At 45.0% G+C, this 15,275-nt stretch carries 20 protein-coding genes and 2 pseudogenes; 4 read left to right on the forward strand and 18 right to left on the reverse strand.

Annotation, left to right across the window (positions count from 1 at the left end):
• Positions 1-224, forward strand: a pseudogene (locus tag BN67_RS14535) (hypothetical protein); the annotation flags it as partial.
• Positions 225-1,344: 1,120 nt separating this feature from the next.
• On the opposite strand, the gene gpJ reads toward BN67_RS14535, so the two are convergent.
• The 8 genes from gpJ to BN67_RS10125 form a co-directional block, all read right to left on the reverse strand.
• Positions 1,345-2,574 (reverse strand): TipJ family phage tail tip protein, encoded by a 1,230-nt coding sequence (gene gpJ, locus BN67_RS13015; RefSeq protein WP_019223962.1) that lies wholly within the window; start codon positions 2,572-2,574, stop codon positions 1,345-1,347.
• A gap of 15 nt (positions 2,575-2,589) precedes the next feature.
• Positions 2,590-3,045, reverse strand: coding sequence for an NlpC/P60 family protein (locus BN67_RS10100; RefSeq protein WP_019223963.1), 456 nt, complete (start codon positions 3,043-3,045; stop codon positions 2,590-2,592).
• 19 nt (positions 3,046-3,064) lie between these two features.
• Entirely contained in the window at positions 3,065-3,607 is a 543-nt protein-coding gene (locus tag BN67_RS10105) for a DUF1833 family protein (protein ID WP_019223964.1), read from the reverse strand.
• Entirely contained in the window at positions 3,600-4,052 is a 453-nt protein-coding gene (locus BN67_RS10110; RefSeq protein ID WP_019223965.1) for a hypothetical protein, read from the reverse strand. The genes BN67_RS10105 and BN67_RS10110 overlap by 8 nt, the downstream gene beginning before the upstream one ends.
• Before the next feature lie 116 nt (positions 4,053-4,168).
• Positions 4,169-4,975 (reverse strand): RCC1 domain-containing protein, encoded by an 807-nt coding sequence (locus BN67_RS10115; RefSeq protein ID WP_425277079.1) that lies wholly within the window; start codon positions 4,973-4,975, stop codon positions 4,169-4,171.
• On the reverse strand, positions 4,860-5,171 hold the full coding sequence (locus tag BN67_RS15440) for an RCC1-like domain-containing protein (RefSeq protein ID WP_083871998.1): 312 nt from the start codon (positions 5,169-5,171) through the stop codon (positions 4,860-4,862). Before BN67_RS15440 ends, BN67_RS10115 begins: the two co-directional genes overlap by 116 nt.
• A 14-nt stretch (positions 5,172-5,185) precedes the next feature.
• Positions 5,186-5,725 (reverse strand): hypothetical protein, encoded by a 540-nt coding sequence (locus BN67_RS10120; RefSeq protein WP_019223966.1) that lies wholly within the window; start codon positions 5,723-5,725, stop codon positions 5,186-5,188.
• Positions 5,726-5,736: 11 nt separating this feature from the next.
• Positions 5,737-6,222: an ATP synthase subunit B family protein gene (locus BN67_RS10125; protein ID WP_019223967.1), complete on the reverse strand. Its 486-nt coding sequence runs from the start codon at positions 6,220-6,222 to the stop codon at positions 5,737-5,739.
• Positions 6,223-6,388: 166 nt separating this feature from the next.
• Here BN67_RS10125 and BN67_RS10130 point away from each other — a divergent pair, with 166 nt between their 5' ends.
• Together BN67_RS10130 and BN67_RS10135 are read left to right on the forward strand one after the other, a co-directional pair.
• Complete coding sequence (locus tag BN67_RS10130) at positions 6,389-6,616, forward strand: hypothetical protein (RefSeq protein ID WP_019223968.1); 228 nt, start codon at positions 6,389-6,391, stop codon at positions 6,614-6,616.
• Positions 6,613-6,999 (forward strand): type II toxin-antitoxin system death-on-curing family toxin, encoded by a 387-nt coding sequence (locus BN67_RS10135; RefSeq protein ID WP_019223969.1) that lies wholly within the window; start codon positions 6,613-6,615, stop codon positions 6,997-6,999. Before BN67_RS10130 ends, BN67_RS10135 begins: the two co-directional genes overlap by 4 nt.
• A gap of 64 nt (positions 7,000-7,063) precedes the next feature.
• On the opposite strand, the gene BN67_RS13020 is transcribed toward BN67_RS10135, so the two are convergent.
• From BN67_RS13020 to BN67_RS15265, 10 genes and pseudogenes are all read right to left on the reverse strand, one after another.
• Positions 7,064-7,480: a hypothetical protein gene (locus BN67_RS13020; RefSeq protein ID WP_202802738.1), complete on the reverse strand. Its 417-nt coding sequence runs from the start codon at positions 7,478-7,480 to the stop codon at positions 7,064-7,066.
• Positions 7,477-10,380: a phage tail tape measure C-terminal domain-containing protein gene (locus BN67_RS10145; RefSeq protein WP_019223970.1), complete on the reverse strand. Its 2,904-nt coding sequence runs from the start codon at positions 10,378-10,380 to the stop codon at positions 7,477-7,479. The genes BN67_RS13020 and BN67_RS10145 overlap by 4 nt, the downstream gene beginning before the upstream one ends.
• A 260-nt stretch (positions 10,381-10,640) precedes the next feature.
• Positions 10,641-11,123: a hypothetical protein gene (locus tag BN67_RS10150; protein WP_019223971.1), complete on the reverse strand. Its 483-nt coding sequence runs from the start codon at positions 11,121-11,123 to the stop codon at positions 10,641-10,643.
• The gene (locus BN67_RS10155; RefSeq protein WP_019223972.1) at positions 11,123-12,067 is read right to left on the reverse strand and encodes a phage tail tube protein; all 945 of its coding nucleotides are present in this window, start codon (positions 12,065-12,067) and stop codon (positions 11,123-11,125) included. Before BN67_RS10155 ends, BN67_RS10150 begins: the two co-directional genes overlap by 1 nt.
• A 21-nt stretch (positions 12,068-12,088) precedes the next feature.
• Entirely contained in the window at positions 12,089-12,466 is a 378-nt protein-coding gene (locus BN67_RS10160) for an acyl-CoA transferase (protein WP_156791666.1), read from the reverse strand.
• Positions 12,467-12,525: 59 nt separating this feature from the next.
• Entirely contained in the window at positions 12,526-13,176 is a 651-nt protein-coding gene (locus BN67_RS10165; RefSeq protein ID WP_019223974.1) for a DUF6441 family protein, read from the reverse strand.
• Positions 13,155-13,475, reverse strand: a complete 321-nt coding sequence (locus BN67_RS10170; protein WP_019223975.1) for a head-tail joining protein — start codon at positions 13,473-13,475, stop codon at positions 13,155-13,157. The genes BN67_RS10165 and BN67_RS10170 overlap by 22 nt, the downstream gene beginning before the upstream one ends.
• Positions 13,472-13,807, reverse strand: coding sequence for a hypothetical protein (locus BN67_RS10175; RefSeq protein WP_019223976.1), 336 nt, complete (start codon positions 13,805-13,807; stop codon positions 13,472-13,474). Before BN67_RS10175 ends, BN67_RS10170 begins: the two co-directional genes overlap by 4 nt.
• A 13-nt stretch (positions 13,808-13,820) precedes the next feature.
• Positions 13,821-14,582: pseudogene (locus tag BN67_RS15070) on the reverse strand (major capsid protein).
• Positions 14,473-14,790, reverse strand: coding sequence for a major capsid protein (locus tag BN67_RS15265; RefSeq protein ID WP_051011295.1), 318 nt, complete (start codon positions 14,788-14,790; stop codon positions 14,473-14,475). The pseudogene BN67_RS15070 and the gene BN67_RS15265 overlap by 110 nt, the downstream one beginning before the upstream one ends.
• 37 nt (positions 14,791-14,827) lie before the next feature.
• On the opposite strand from BN67_RS15265, the gene BN67_RS10185 reads away from it, so the two are divergent.
• On the forward strand, positions 14,828-15,275 hold a 448-nt coding region (locus BN67_RS10185), incomplete at its 3' end, for a hypothetical protein (RefSeq protein WP_019223979.1).

The raw sequence follows: 15,275 nt of genomic DNA on the forward strand, positions 1-15,275 counted from the left end.
CCAAAATTTATGGTGAGGTCTATGGGCATGCTCGCGTGAGTGGCACCGCTGAAATTTATGGTTCTGTTTATGATAGAGCGAAAATTTCCCACAAGATTAAGGTTTGGGGGAAAGTCTATGGCACTGCTATTCTCGATAAAAAAAGCAAAATAAGCTCTATTAAAAATCATCAGGAGGTTTATAAAGGACGTAAAATTGTTGATATATTAAAGAATAATGAATGATAGGCATGGGAGGTGCCTTTTATTCTTTAAACGTCTTAACAAGAGAACATTCAAAAAAGAAAGCCGTGCCATGATATGACGCGACTTTCAAATAACAATTCTAATGATTAAAATTAATCACCCACAATGGAGTCATGGACGTATATATACAAAACGTATCATATTGCAAGCTCTTTATTGTCATTATGAAACGTTATCCAAAAAAGCATAAATGTTAAATAGGAAAGCATTCTTGTTATATTTGATATGAAGAGAAAAACTGTGAATACAGCGTTTACGATAAAACTTATTCTGATAACGCTCTCAATATTTGAAAGCATCAATTGAAATCACTTACATTCTCAAAATCAAAACCTATTCATAAATCAAACGTTTTGTAAGGTCTCTATCAATCCAATTAAGAGTAAATGCGTTGGTAAGTGTAAATTAGCAATAAACCCGCTCTTTTGATTTTATGCTTGCCTTGCAAGCGTTGGTTTTGAAAGCAATCTCTCATAAGACAAACAAACAATGGCTTGTTTCAACTATGCCTAGTCATGATATCAAGAGAATGTTTGAGGAAATTAGCGAATCCAATTTTGGATTGACTGATTTTACTGCCCCCAAAATTGGGGTGAATAAACTTAACGCTCTCGAATTTTGAAATGAGTAATTTCAGTTTCACTTATGCGTGATATAAGAGATACTTGAAAATTATACTTCTAAAGTAGATAACCCCAATTTTGGGGATATCTATCAAAAGTCGCTTTATATTTTAGCTAGCAAAATTAACCGCTCCAATTTTAAAGGCGTTGTTTTTTAGAGCTAACAATTTTTAACGTTTGTTAAGATATGATTTAAACACATGCAATTATATTGATTGGATAATTTCAAACGATTGTGTCTAATAGTAACTATCGATTTTATGATTAAAACGTATTATTGAATTGTTATGAATGATTACTGCTTTTGAATGCTCACATGCGTTATAAGATTTGTGTCATGATTTGCTTTTCATACTTTATTTATAAATAGCAATTGTTGATAAAAAATGGTCAATTGAATCATATACAAAAGTGTGGATTCTTAAGTGGATTCATATAAAATAATTGCATACAAGCTATTGACTTTGTTGTGTTTTTTATGATAATACTCTTCTGCGCATCTTCATGGCAAGTAAGGTGATATCGCCAAAATCAGGTTTTCCATTGAGCACGGCTTTTAAGCCAGCCCAACGCAATTCATGTCCAGCGCGTGTTGATGTGTCTTTTGAATCTTGACGCAAGGCGCGCACTTCATAGCACCCTAGTTCGACTTTATAATCATAGGTAAGGCGCTGCGGTGTTGTTGTGGCTTTTGTCACGCTTGCATTGCCAAGCCTTTGCCATGGCCCTATGGCCGCGCCCTGATCATCGATCTTGCGCGCTTCAATTTGCCACTTAATCGTATAAGCGCTTAAATTCCCGCTATCATTTGCATAATAAAGCCCCCGCGGCAGGATAATATCGATGCTGATCTGATGGCATTTGGTTTGCGCAGGATTGGCGACAAAAGGCCCGATCCAATCACCGCCGTCACTTGTGCTGAGCAATTCTTGACCAGCAACTTCTGGTGCGGTGACGACATCGGTGTCAAACAGAGTGACGGCTTTGCCGGGCGGGATAATTTCATACTTGATTTCTTCAAACGAGCGAATTGGCGTATCTTCAATACGAATCTGCTCAAGATCATATTCACCTTGCCCAATGCAGTGTAATTGATGCAAATATTGCTCATTATTTTTGTAAAGCACGTAGGGTGTTGCAGCCAAGTCGGGATAAATAATATGTCGGCCATAGATGACAGGTATAGGCTGGCTGATGCGCGCCTGATTGCCTTGGGCTTGTAAGGAATAAGTTGGACTGGCATTGGGAATATTGCCAAAGCCATTATTCAAGCTTGTCGAGGGAGATGGTGGCGGCACCAACACGTTGAGCAAAGCACCGCCTGCCAAAGTTACACCAGCTGTCATTAGGGCAATACCTGTCGCGCCGGTAATCCCCATAGCGCCCGCGAGTGCCGCACCCGCATAAGGCGCAGCAATCATTAAAGCCAGCCCTAAGACAGAACGTAGGATCTTGCCGCCACCACCTTCTCCGCCTTGGGGAAGTGTAATAAAAGTGACAATATCCGCAAAGCCAATCGTCATTTTATGCCAGTGTTCGCGTAAAACCGCTTTGCCATTAAACAAGCAGAGCGTTGGCCGTACAAACTCATCAATACCAACTTTATTAAGCCAGACGCGAATAGTCATCGGCTGGTCAACAGGGAAGATCTCACGCGCCCGTGACGGCATAAAGGGGTTGTGGAGCATCTGGACGCAAGCAAACATGAGAACCTCGCAATTTTATGAAGCAGACTTACGGGGCTTGCGCGCAAGTCGATAAAAGCCCTCAATTTGCCAGCCAGAAAGTTTAAGGCTGGCGGTATTTTGGAAAACCACGCCACTGCCTTTAATACAGTGAAGAACACCTTGCTCCGTTGGGCTGATGCTCACCCACAAGCCAACATGAATGGGGTGACGGGATTGGCGCATCAGCACCGCATCGCCTTGCTTGGGGCGATTGACGCGCCTCCACCTTTTGCGTTCTGGATGATTGCGGAATGTTAAAGCGATTTTCTTTAAATCAATATCAAGGACGGGAATGTCAGGTAAATCTCGGTTAAAATGATGTTTTTGCAGCCAAATAAGAAGGCCCCAACAGTCAAAGCTGTCGGGGTCTTTTGCGCCCACTTGCCACGGCAGGCCAATATAGGGCAGCGCCCAATGCAGCCCATCGGGCTGTGGGGTCAATTCGTTCATGATATTTCCTTTAAGAGAATTAGCGCGTCAGACTTGGAAACCGCTTCGATGTGTAATTTTCAGCGGGAAAGCTTTTATTGCCGACATCAAGCATACGTGCGCGTCCCACAACGCGACTGACATCAGCCTCAACCTGCGTTAAAGTCAACGTGATGGGCGGGTCCATTTGCGGGCCTGAGAGATCATTGCTCAAATAAGGCCGATAAGTAATCTCTATCTTTTCCGCGCTCTCAACGGCAGCATCCAGATGCTTGATCAACTCTCGGCTAACCTTATCAATCGTAACAGTAATTTCCGGCACGGGAGACGTATCGACGGGTGGGAGCCCAAGATCAAAGCCTAGTGCAATGAAGGTAACATACTCGTCCGGGTTTAGGGGCGCGGTCGCCTCAAGCTTGGCCAGTAAATCCTGATAATCACGCACCAAACGCACGCCAATAGGCGCACCATTATCGTCTTTAAATGCGGGGTGACGCAGCTCTAATGTGTGCAAAATAACCACATCACTTGGGCTTGAAGCATAAGCCTCCGCCAGTGCTGCCGTTAATGTGGGATCAGACATGGTCTTCCTTCCATGCTCTGTCCGTTCCATAGTCAATCGCGATGCCGTTTAAGAACGAGACTTCGATTTCATTGGAACGAGAGCGCAAACGCGCAATTTCTTTTAACAGAGCTTGAGCTTCTGTGAGCCTTGTTTGCTCTGCCTCATCAAGGTCTGAGCGCGCGCGCAATGAATAAATATCAGCGAGGGCGTTTTGCTGCTTCCATAACGGCGCAAGGGCTAAAATACGCCTTTCTGCTTCTTGTTTGATCTGGCGAATAAGTTGACTATTTGCAAGAATATCAACCAGCTCATCTTGGCTGATAGACTTGCCGCCTGCTGGTGGCGTCAGCCCTGAAGCAAAGGCATAATAACGACACTCATTGAAATCAGCAAGATGAATAGGTGTAATGTCGCTTTCAACAAAATGCGGCGCATGCTCCCATAAATAGGACCTTACATTCATTCTTGCCTCCTAAAAGTGGACATTGGTTAATTTCAAAGTATTATGCAAATTACCCGATTGTGTGCCAGTTTCTCCATAGCTAGAATTATAACCACAAGCATCAACCCGCCCCTCCTCTATAAGACACCAAGTCCCCAAGCAAATGTGCCAGAACCATACACATTCCAGTCAATAATTTTACCAGAGATGCCCATTATTTTTTGGAAGCTATTATTTGTTTTTTGCGCATGACCAAGGCCAAGATTGCTATATTCATTATAACCTGCTGCCCATAATTCATTACCACACTGAATAATGCACCCGTCATAACTGATGCCACCACCAATTTGTACTCGTGTGACCTTGCCTTGAAACGCACCTTTGGGCTTGAATGGACTATATTGGCTATTTGTATTATCGGTTCCAAGTTGGCCGTATCCATTTGCTCCCCAAAGATAAACTTGCCTTTGGTTGGTTAAAGCGTCTACAGAGCCATATTTGCCATCTGTTATAGAAATATCAATCACACTCTCAGATAAGGGAATTTGCGTAAAACTACTGCGTGATGTTGTGTCCCCCAAACCAAGTTGGCCAAAACCATTATAGCCGACAGCCCAAACAGATCCATTAGATTGCAATACGAACCCACACCCTGCCAAATTTTCTCCTGATGGATCAGAGCCAGAAGCAGGGATTGCTTTGATAATATTTTTCATTGCAACATTTAAAAGTGGTGTACTGCGATCTACTGTATCACCAAAGCCTAGTTGCCCGTTATTATTTCGCCCCCACACCCAAAGGGCGCCATTTTTATCAATCGCATATATACTATAAGGATAGCTCGAGATACCAACATCCGTAATATTTTCTAATGCGCCACAACGAACAGGTAGGTGTATATTGATGGGATGTCGTACCGGTTCCAAGGTTACCATTGCCTCCATATCCACATGCATAGATACGCCCATCTGTCGTTAGGAAATAAGCAACACCATAGTCATAATAGTTCGGTTGTCCCAGAATAATGCGTGCTATTTTAATTTTATTTTTAACGAAATCGTCAATGCGCTTAGCAATGGCTCGGGTCACCGTATCGCCATGTCCTAATTGATCATAATTATTATAACCCCATGAGTACACTTGCCCATCTGCGGTTAGGCCATAATGCTGCTGCCCACCCGAAAAAAATCAACAAAGCGCACTGTGGAATCTTCTGTTGCAACAGTATTGGGCATATAAATATCCTTACCAGATGGATTACCATTGGCATAATTGTTACCCATACCGCATGCTTTGATAAGGCCATTGGCCATCAGATAAATACGCGTATACCGACTGCCATACCTCGTGATTTTGCCAAGCTTCCAGACACGCCGCGCTGGATCAAGCGCTTGATTTTGCCAAGTAGGTTTGTTGCCGTTCATTTGTAAAATTTGCGCATTGCCTCCACGGGCAAGCTTTACGGGCTTATTACCATCATAGGTGAGTAAATCCCCTTCTTGCGTCAATTGATCACTGCCAGCGGCCATTAAATCCCAGTCAGCGCCTTGAACAGGGGTAACATTCGTCACATTCCGCTTCGCAATAAAGCTGGAGCCCTTAAACGCAACAGCATCATGACGGATATAGTGCTGTTTTGGATCATAAGCCCCTCGCCATTTTATACGGATATTCCCAAGGTCTATCTGCGTCATATTTTCCTCATTCAAATATTGATAATAAGGTGGCCATCCTCATTGATGGTAAAATCCACACCCGGTAGCGTAATGAACCACGTACTAAAGTGATTGGCATCATATCTACCTTGGCCCGTAATAGCGGTAAGTTCTGAACCATCGACACGCAAACCATAAAATACGCCAACAGATTCAATCACCTCGAAGCCATCTTCGTTTTGGTTGATCGCTAGAAGTTTGCCAGCTTGGCCACGAATGTCACTTGGTAGATGAAGCGCATGAGCCGCATCTATCGCGGATTGCACCGATGATTTAGCTTCATCACGGTAGGCTTGCGCTTGGTCTAAAGTCTGCGCGATTTGATCTGTTGTTGCGCCAAGATCATCAAGTTCGCTTTGGATATGCTCCTCGATCTCTTTAATGGTTTTGGCAACAGTTTTTACATCGCCACCTTCAGTGGGAACATTTGTTTCATCATCGCCGTGCACAAGCTCATGCAGAATTTTACTATCCACTTGGACGCACGCAATCGCTCCTCCAAGCTTTTTTGCAAATTCATAAATCTCTCCTCTCAGCTTAAAAAAACTTGTAAAACAAGCACGCTGCGCTAATTTCTTGACATATCATGATACGTCATGATAATGTGTAGAGAATAAACCACTTCATGTGAAAAGGCGCGCCATGGCTCAATTGCGAAAAAAATTTGCAACACAAGTCGATAGTGAAATTTTAAACCATCTTTACAGTTTGGCTGAACAAGAAGGCAAACAAATCCAAGCGCTTGTTGATGAGGCTTTGCGCGATCTGCTTGAAAAGCGTAAATATGAACGACCCCGCGCGCAAATCATGTCTGCTTACAATAAAAGCCACGACAAATATGTGGAACTCTATCAAAAGCTGGCTAAATGATCACTTACATCACTCTGGTAGAAGCGCTTGCTATTCATGAAGATCAAATCAAACGCTATGGCGGCACTTTAGGGGTAAGAGATCTTGGCGCGCTAGAAGCGGCCTTATATCGCCCGCAATTAAAATATTATACCAATCTCACAGAAGAAGCGGCGGCTTTATGGGAAAGCCTCTCGCAAAACCACCCCTTCATTGATGGCAATAAAAGGGTTGCTTTCGCCGTGATGCATACATTTTTAGTTATAAATGGCGCTTATCTTGCCGACGATCCCGACCAAACTTTCGATTTTATCATCAAACTTTACCAGACTAATCAATTTAATTTTAATGCGCTCAAATTATGGTTAGAGCAACATATCGTCTTTACAGAACCTTTAGCCTAAATATATCCTACGCGTTGTGGTAGCGTTTGATGCACGAGAAGGTGTAATTGAGTAGCACTTGTTATCAGCCCCTGCGCATCTTCGATGCGCAATAAGTCCAATATGCCCTCATCAAACACGGGGTGCTCGCGAATTTCGAGTTCGCAGCGAATTTCCCATAATGTTTTAGACCAGCCAATAATTGCGCTTGAAATTGCTGCGTAAAACGTGCTTCTTGCATCAAGAGCCCAAGCCCGCCTAAAAGCTCAATCTCAAACCACGCACCGCCTTCCTTGGCTTTCCAATGGTACCATGCTTCAAACAGAGCAAATTGGTCACGACACATAATCCATCGCACAGAAACACGGCTTGGCACTTGCGTAACACGACGCCTTTGCCTCACTGGACCCGCTTCCATTTCTGTGCGTAAAATAGCATCAGAAGGTTGAATGCTATAACCTTCAATTGTCGGCAAAGGCAGCGTTTGCGGCCATGTGATCATCGATAGCTCCCTGCTGCTGGATTGAGCCCATAGCGACACCCTAACGTTGGCGCCAATCCTTCGCCACGTGCCACATTGCGTGTCATTTGGCTTTCAATCTGCTCAATGATAATATCAAGCCTGCTTCCCCCATCGGGACACTGAGACGCTTGCGTTTTTGCTTGAATACCTGCAGCATTATTGTGAACATGAACCTCGACTTTACCCGCGCCATGCCCTTGAATCCTTGCACTTAAAAGGCGCATTTGCCCCGGCGTGAATACCGTCTCACCACGCTTGGCGATAATCGACACTTCATTGCCAACAATGCCACCACTATGGAATTTATGCGCGCCGGAAAAGAGCGCTGGATTAACGCTTCTGCTCTCAAGCGCATCGCTACCAATCACACCGCCTGTATGCGCTAAACCGAACAATGAACCAAAATTAAAGCCGCCTAAAGCATCGGCCAATGGCCCAATAATGCTGTTACGAATTTGTAAGCGCACAAGATCGGCAATGATGGAATCGATAAGCGATTTAAAGTCAAGCTTTCCAGTGGTCACAAAACTCACAAGAGCATCTTCCATGCCTTTAAAAGCATTTTTGACCAAATTTTCTGTTTGTGCAGCCATATTTTGTGCGTCATTGACGATATCTTGAAAACCACGTTTTAGTCCATCAGCCCAGTATTTTGAGTTTTCTAAATATTTTTCACGCGCTTCCCGTAGCATATGCTGAAAAACTTCCTCAACTTGCGCACGGAACGTTGCATAGCCAGCACTTGTTGCATCAAGGCCTCTTAATGCTTCTTCTCGCCACTCAATCGCCCTTAACGTTGCTTGTTCGGTTTCTGATTTTAATGCATTATAAGCACGCGTGATCTCTTTTACCGTATCAGACTGGCTTCTTGTTGCTGTTTGCGCTGATTGATCCGCTTGTTCCAATTCATATTTGCGAGCAATGAGATCTCGAATATGCTGTGCGTATTGTAATGTTTGGCTGCTTTGATCCTTGGTTAAATCAATACCTAAACGACGCAAAACTTGTTCTTGCTCATTAAGAATACGCGCATCTTTAAGAGCATCTCCCTCAAGGGAGCGCGCGGCAATAACGCACTTTAATGCTTTTTTCTCATCCTCCAACCTTTGAATGTAAGAGCGAATTTTTTCTTCTTGCTTGTCATCAAGTTGTTTTGGTGCCACTGGTTGCGGTGGCGCTTGAGGAGCGTCAGGTTTTGCTTGTTCTGCTGCACTTTGTGTGACGCCAGAGCGTAACTGATCGATCGCAGCGCCTGCGCGTTTAGCGGCGAGTTCTGCCGCTTTCAAAGCTAAAACTTGTTCTTGGATTTGTTTGGCGTTTTTCGTAAAATCAGGATATTTAACAGCCAAAGCCCAGATAGCCTCTTGATATTGATCAACGCTAATTTTGCCTTCTATGAAGGCTCTTCGAATATACGCTAAGTCCGTATTGAGTTGGGTACCGACCCTGGAAAATTGATCCCAAAATCCGCCAATCTCTCCGCGTTGCAATTGATAGGTAACATCACAAATATTTTCTTGGGCAATCTGTAACTTTTCTGTCAAACGCGCCAAGGCTTCATTGCGAGACGCGGTATTCAATTCTTCAATACTATCTGTAGTTTTTTTGAGGCTTGCGCGCAACTCCTCCATTTCTGCAGCATGGTCTTTCGCCGCTTTACCTGCCGCATCATGGCCTTGGGCTAATTTATAAAGCGCAAGGCCTGCCAAAACGATAATCCCCGCGGGGCCGCCTAGTAAAAGCATGACACTGCGCAAACCAGCCATCGCGAGCGTCGCCAATTTAGCGGCCCCTTCAACCAGCACCATTTTTGCAGCGCTTGCCATAGAAACCTGCGCCATTAAGCGAAAACCCACAATCGCGCCAGCATTACCCAATATGGCAACATTCATGGCCCCAATCGCAGCACTCACCGTTCGAGCAATTAAAATCGCCGCAAGACCTTGAACCGCTAAATCCGCATTGCGCACGAGAAAACCAAGCGCGTCTGCTGTTACCCTTACAATATTGCCCAAGGTTTGACCAAGAACGTGCGCCGCCTCTTTTCCATTGTCTGTCGCATCTTTTAAACGCAAGACGACATCACGTAATGCGTCATTCAAACCACCAGCACCAACCTCGCAGGCAAATTTTGCAAAATTATCGCCAATATTGCTGATAATACCATTCAAGGTTTTCATCTGCTCAGACATAGCGCCAGCAAATTGCACCTGCCCAATTTTACGCAAATATTGCTCGGTCTCCTCTGCATTTTTGCCAATGGTGGTGGTTACACCTTGGAACGTAAAAGCAACTTGCTCGCCTTGCGTGCTTGCTTTAATACCAAATTCCTTAAGACGCTCAAATTCACCTGTCACAGCATCGGCAATCGCCTCAATAAACTGCATAAAGTCTTTGCCCATTGCGGAGGCCGTATTGCCATAAGAGGCCAATGCTTCTCGTGACGGCTCAAGCCCTAAGGCTTTTAATTTGATAAAAGCTTGCGTCAGTTGTTGCACGTTAAAAGGCGTTGAAAAAGCAAGATCTTCAACCATTTTAAGGGCATTATCTGCTGCCGCCACAGAACCGGTAACTGTTTTTAAACTGGCTGAGAGTTTTTCAAATTCACGGTTGGTGGAAACAATAAAACCAAGCGAGCGACTAATACCAGAAATACCCGCATAAACGCCCACAAGCGTTGCAGCTTGACGGAAGACCCCATTTAAAGTTCGAGCTGATGCATCAACCGCTTTAAGACTTGCATTGGCTGGGCGTGTAGCATGAGTGATCTTGTCAAAAGCTTGCGGACCTTCACGCCCTAAGCGACTAAATTCACGTCGCACCTCTTCACCACCAACTGTAGCCAAACGAATGGAAAGTTTTTTAGTCGCTGCTGCCATGATTGTTTATTTCCTTAAGTACCAAAAGCGTTGCCATAGCGGCTTCAGGCAGCAGCTCCGCCATGGCTTGAGGCTCGTAGCCAAGCGCGTGACTTAACTGCAATGCAGTCTCTAAAGGAAAGCGTTCACGAATTTGTGTGACTAATTTGCAGCGAATATCAAAAGCCTGCCAACCCTCTAATGTTTTCAGGCTGTGTTCATGATAGGGGCATTGTTTGCCGTTTTCGCCTTTTTGCCCCTTTGCGCAGGCGCGGTCTTGCTCAAAGCAGCTGTTGCAGTATTTTAGCCCGTCCCCAAAGTGCCATTGGATACGAGCCCGTAGGCGTTTTTTCCGATTCCAACATTTCGCGCAGACCCGTATATTGCTGACGAAATGTTTCGGCAATCACCCAATAGGCAGCAAAAAGCTCCTCAATCTTTTGAGACGTCACGGACGCTGGCACATCGCTATCAGCCTCACAAATGCCTTCCCATTCAATAATGCCAGCACGCGCTAGGCCAAGTGTTAAATATTGCTCAGCTAGGGCTTCGCGTACATTGCTCTCTTCAAGATTGGGTAAATCTGACTGCGCTACACCGACATCTTTTTGCGCACGGTAAGCCTCGCCAAGACTTTGTAATTTCTGGTTCATGAAAGCGCGCGCCTGATAAAATATAGCACTTGTACAAGGTCGAACCTTTATGCGCACATCAAATCCAACATCAAGCCAATAAGGCTCAGTCGGTAGCGATAATTTAAGCATTAAGCATAATCCTCTACATCATTGGTTAGGGTAATAGTGAGCATTTTTCCAAGACTGGCATTTTTGGCCCCTTGAAAATCATAAGAGGCTTCAATGCCCCCCGGGCCACTAATACTGCGCTTTGGCTTGGGCAGATAAACTTCATGCGCTGTCATTGTGAACTTGTGCTCTTCATCAATCGTATAAGCCAGCTCAATATCAATCGGTGTGCCAGAACGTGCTAAATCCATCAGCGTGTTATCACCATAACGCACAGAGATAGAGCCTGTGAGTGCGCTCATCCCCGGATCAATCGCCTCAACTTTGCCATCATCACGAATGGTCTCAATTTTCTCTAGATTATTGCTATAAGTCAGCGAAGCGGCTATCACATTGGCGAGCATTGATCCGGCACTTTTAATCGAACCTTGGAATTGCGAAAAGCGGCTGTAAATAGCCTCCTTTGGATTGGTGGCATGTGTTTGCCTTGCAGCGACTTCCGCTTGTCCCATCAAGCCTATTGTCACTTGCGCCTCGCCAGATCGCTGAAAATTAAAGGCGCAGCTATCGGCACGCACGCCGGTAAAAAGCGGGTAGTCTGGCACATCAGGCAAACCAATCTCTAGGCTCAAGCTCGGCAAATTGACTTTGCCAGATGTAAAACTATGCGTGTAACTATCGGTTCCTGTTGTTGTTGGCTCTCCAAATAAGGCTTTCAGCCAATAGCCAATATTGCGAAGATCAACTGGTACAACAATGTCACCATCAACATTAATAACATCTTGGAAAGGTGTCGTTGGGTCACGCCCTAAGCCGAGAACGCTCGATTCAATGAGGCCTTGTTCGCTGTCCAACACGCTTGAAATAAATGGAACCAAATTATAATCACCGCTTGCAGGCGGCTCACCGTAAGTTGTTTCAAAGCCGAGCAAAAGCCTAGCATTCCAGCCATAAGCACGCGCCATATTTCTCTCCTATTTGTTTCGTTAAACGAATGGGTTTTCTGTCACATATTCCAGCGTGACAGGTAGAGTGGCCGCTTTAATTGTCGCGCCACCCTCAATGAGTTCGGTCAAAACTTCAGGGCTCCCAAGGCTTAAAATATCGATGACACCATCTAGCGTTCCTGCATTGTTTAATGCAGCACCGATCTGCATGAGAAGCTGATCAAACTCGCTATCACGCTGTGCGATGCTGGCCTTTTGCACAAAAACCTCAATTTCAGCGCGGTGTTTGTAAATATAGCGCGGCGGCGATAACAAAATATCAGGATCCCCGGGTTCACCATCACGCAACACCACAAGCCCGCCTTCAGAGATGGCTGTACTCAATACTTCATTGCGAAGAACACGGATATTGGGCAAGCCTTGCTGCAGACATAAAAAAAGGCCCTGCAAGGCCTGTTCGCGTTTTGATGTCATTTTCAATCTTTCCAATGCTTAATGATCAGCTCAGGGATACGCCTATGCCATTTTAAAGCTTCCGGCTCAAAGCGGATGAGCTTTGGCATTTTTACCTGTGGCACCATCCAAAACATCACCACCGAAGCAAGACCATTACCGGATTTAAGCGCCGAGGAAGAGGCTTTTCTAAACCCACGCAAATCACCGGTCTTGCGGCTATAGGAAGCATGCATATTTTCAGCAACAAGGAGCGATGGGCCACGCTTACGATAAACAAAGCGCAATTTAATGCCACGTGCTCTTTCAAGATTTGCAGGTGTAACGCGTTTGCCTAAAACCCGTTTGGGCGCATTGGGTGTTGGAATAGCCAGCCAAAGCCCATCTTTTCCTTTAATGATTTGACCTTCTTCAAAACCTGCCATAATCTTGGCTGCTTTGGTATAAACCATGCCAGCGGCACTAAGTCTCACACCGCGCTTTGGATAAACATCGCCGCGCCATGATTTAGCCAAGCGCGCGCCAAGACCAGCAGCAACCACTTGTGCGCGCAGCGTGGCTTTAAGGCCTGTTGTGGCTGTACGTATCGCACCTGTCACAGCCTGTTCCACCTCCAATAATTCAGTTTTGAGATATTTATCCAGATCACCTTTTATGGCTGCTTGCAATCGCATCTTAAAACCTCCATTTTCCAAACCAAATTATGTGTATCTTGAATAGACTCGCCCTGAACGCGGTAGATTGCGCCATCAAGCCTAACCTCATCGCCCGCTTTTGGATTGGCGATCTCTGTTACTCGCACCTCCATCATATGGATCGGGCTATGAATGTACGTTTGCCTAAAATCAATGATCTGATCGGGTGATTTCAAAATAACTTTGAGAGGAATCTCCTCGCCATTCCCGCAATAAAGGGCATCCAATCCCAAGCGATCGAATAATCGATTGATCGCCAGCTTAAAACTTGGAATCATGATGCGTTTTCTTGCTCATAACGTTTCCAAGCCTCGTCACGTTGTTCTTGGCTGATATCGCGATCAAGTACATCTTTCAGCGCTTTGATCAAAGGCTTACCGTCTTTACCAAAGCCATTAGTGTCCAACATGGCAATCGCATCCATGATGCTCAAAATATCCGCATCTGGAGCATTATTTTCCGGCGTTTTAATCGGCATTGTCTGCGCGATTGGTTCGGCAAAGCCACGTGCAATTAAAGCATTCGCGTCCATATCATCAAGTTTAATTATTGCTCCTGACTGCACAGTACCATCGGGCGTTTGAAGAGAGATTTTTGCTATAAGCTCCATCAGCTTCCTCCTTTTAAGCGACCGTTGCGCATAAGGACGCATTCGGGCGATAAGGCACGATAAGCGGCGCAGATTGCAACAAGAGCCAACGCACCGCTGGATCTTCTTCCAGCCATGATTTTGAAAAATAACGCAAAGCTTTAAACGAAGCCTTCTCATCCATAATCATGCCATAACAGCGCGTTCCTTCTAATTGCTCACGGCTGACAAGCACAACTGTAGCGTCAGGCAGTAGGCGCCGCAATTGCCTGTCATCATTGATGTAAACGTCATTATAGACATAAAAGTCCAAATCCCCGATAGAACCAACATAGCGTGCTTTCTCCTGTCCTTGGCCGCGTATTATAGGGTCGGTTGAAATTGTCGCATTTGTACCACGACGAATTTCAAGCAGACCGATTACTTGTTTGTTTTTGCAAAAATGGCGCCATGCTTTGGGATCCATGATCACATGACGTGCCACAGCGCCAGATTTTTCTTGGATTAAGCCGGCCTAATCTTCGAGTTGATCCAAAGCCGGTACATCAATATTGCTCCATTTCGCTGCACCGGTAAGAGCCAGCGTCAAAGCCGGATCGCGTTTAAAATCAACGACCTTGGTCGGATAATCTTCACCTGAAACAGTCACCGTTCCTTTAATTAAAGCTTCAGCTGCCATAACTTCTTCACGACGTGTAAGATTTTCTAACTGATTGCGCAGAGCGCGAGCGACGGCTGGCAGGCAATGCGCCACCAATCTTCTCACCAATGCTGCGTTTGAGCGGCATATTCGCATCAAAACGACGCTTATCTTTCACATAAGCAGGCTTAAAGCTTTGCGTTGTAAAGCCTTCATTGGCAACAACGCAGCCCGCAACAAAAGGCGAGACAAAGGGTGCAAGGCGAGGCTTTGACTGATCAATATCGAAATGAATCTCCTCAGCTTCTTCTGTTTGTATAGAGCCAAAAAATGTGTCGAGCAGAAAAGAGGCTGGCCGCTCCAAATATTCCACGGTGCGGTTTAAAACGAATGTAAAGAAAATGACTAAAGAAGTGACAATCGTTTATCGTATTCAAGCTTTAAGAGACTTTGGTGATGTCAAGGCTGGTGATCTAGGGGGCTTTGTTGAAAAGGAAAGCAATCTCTCTCACGAAGGCAATTGCTGGCTTTATGATGATGCCTGTGCTTATAGCCATGCAAGGGTTTTTGAAAATGCAAGGGTACGCAATAATGCGCACGTGCGCGGGCAAGTCTATGGCAATGCTTTTGTTTATGGCAAGGTGTTAATTTCTCAATTCGCAAAAATTTATGACAATGCTCACGTTTTTTATAACGCTTGGGTTTGTAGTTATGCAAGGATTTATGGTGATGCGCAGGTTTCAGGTTTTGCATATATTTGTAACTATGGGAAAGTTTATGGGCATGCCATGGTTTTTAAGCGTGCGAAAATTTATGGTGAGGTCTATGGGCATGCTCGAGTGAGTGGCA

The organism is Bartonella rattaustraliani AUST/NH4 (assembly GCF_000312565.1).
GTDB classification, from domain to species: domain Bacteria; phylum Pseudomonadota; class Alphaproteobacteria; order Rhizobiales; family Rhizobiaceae; genus Bartonella; species Bartonella rattaustraliani.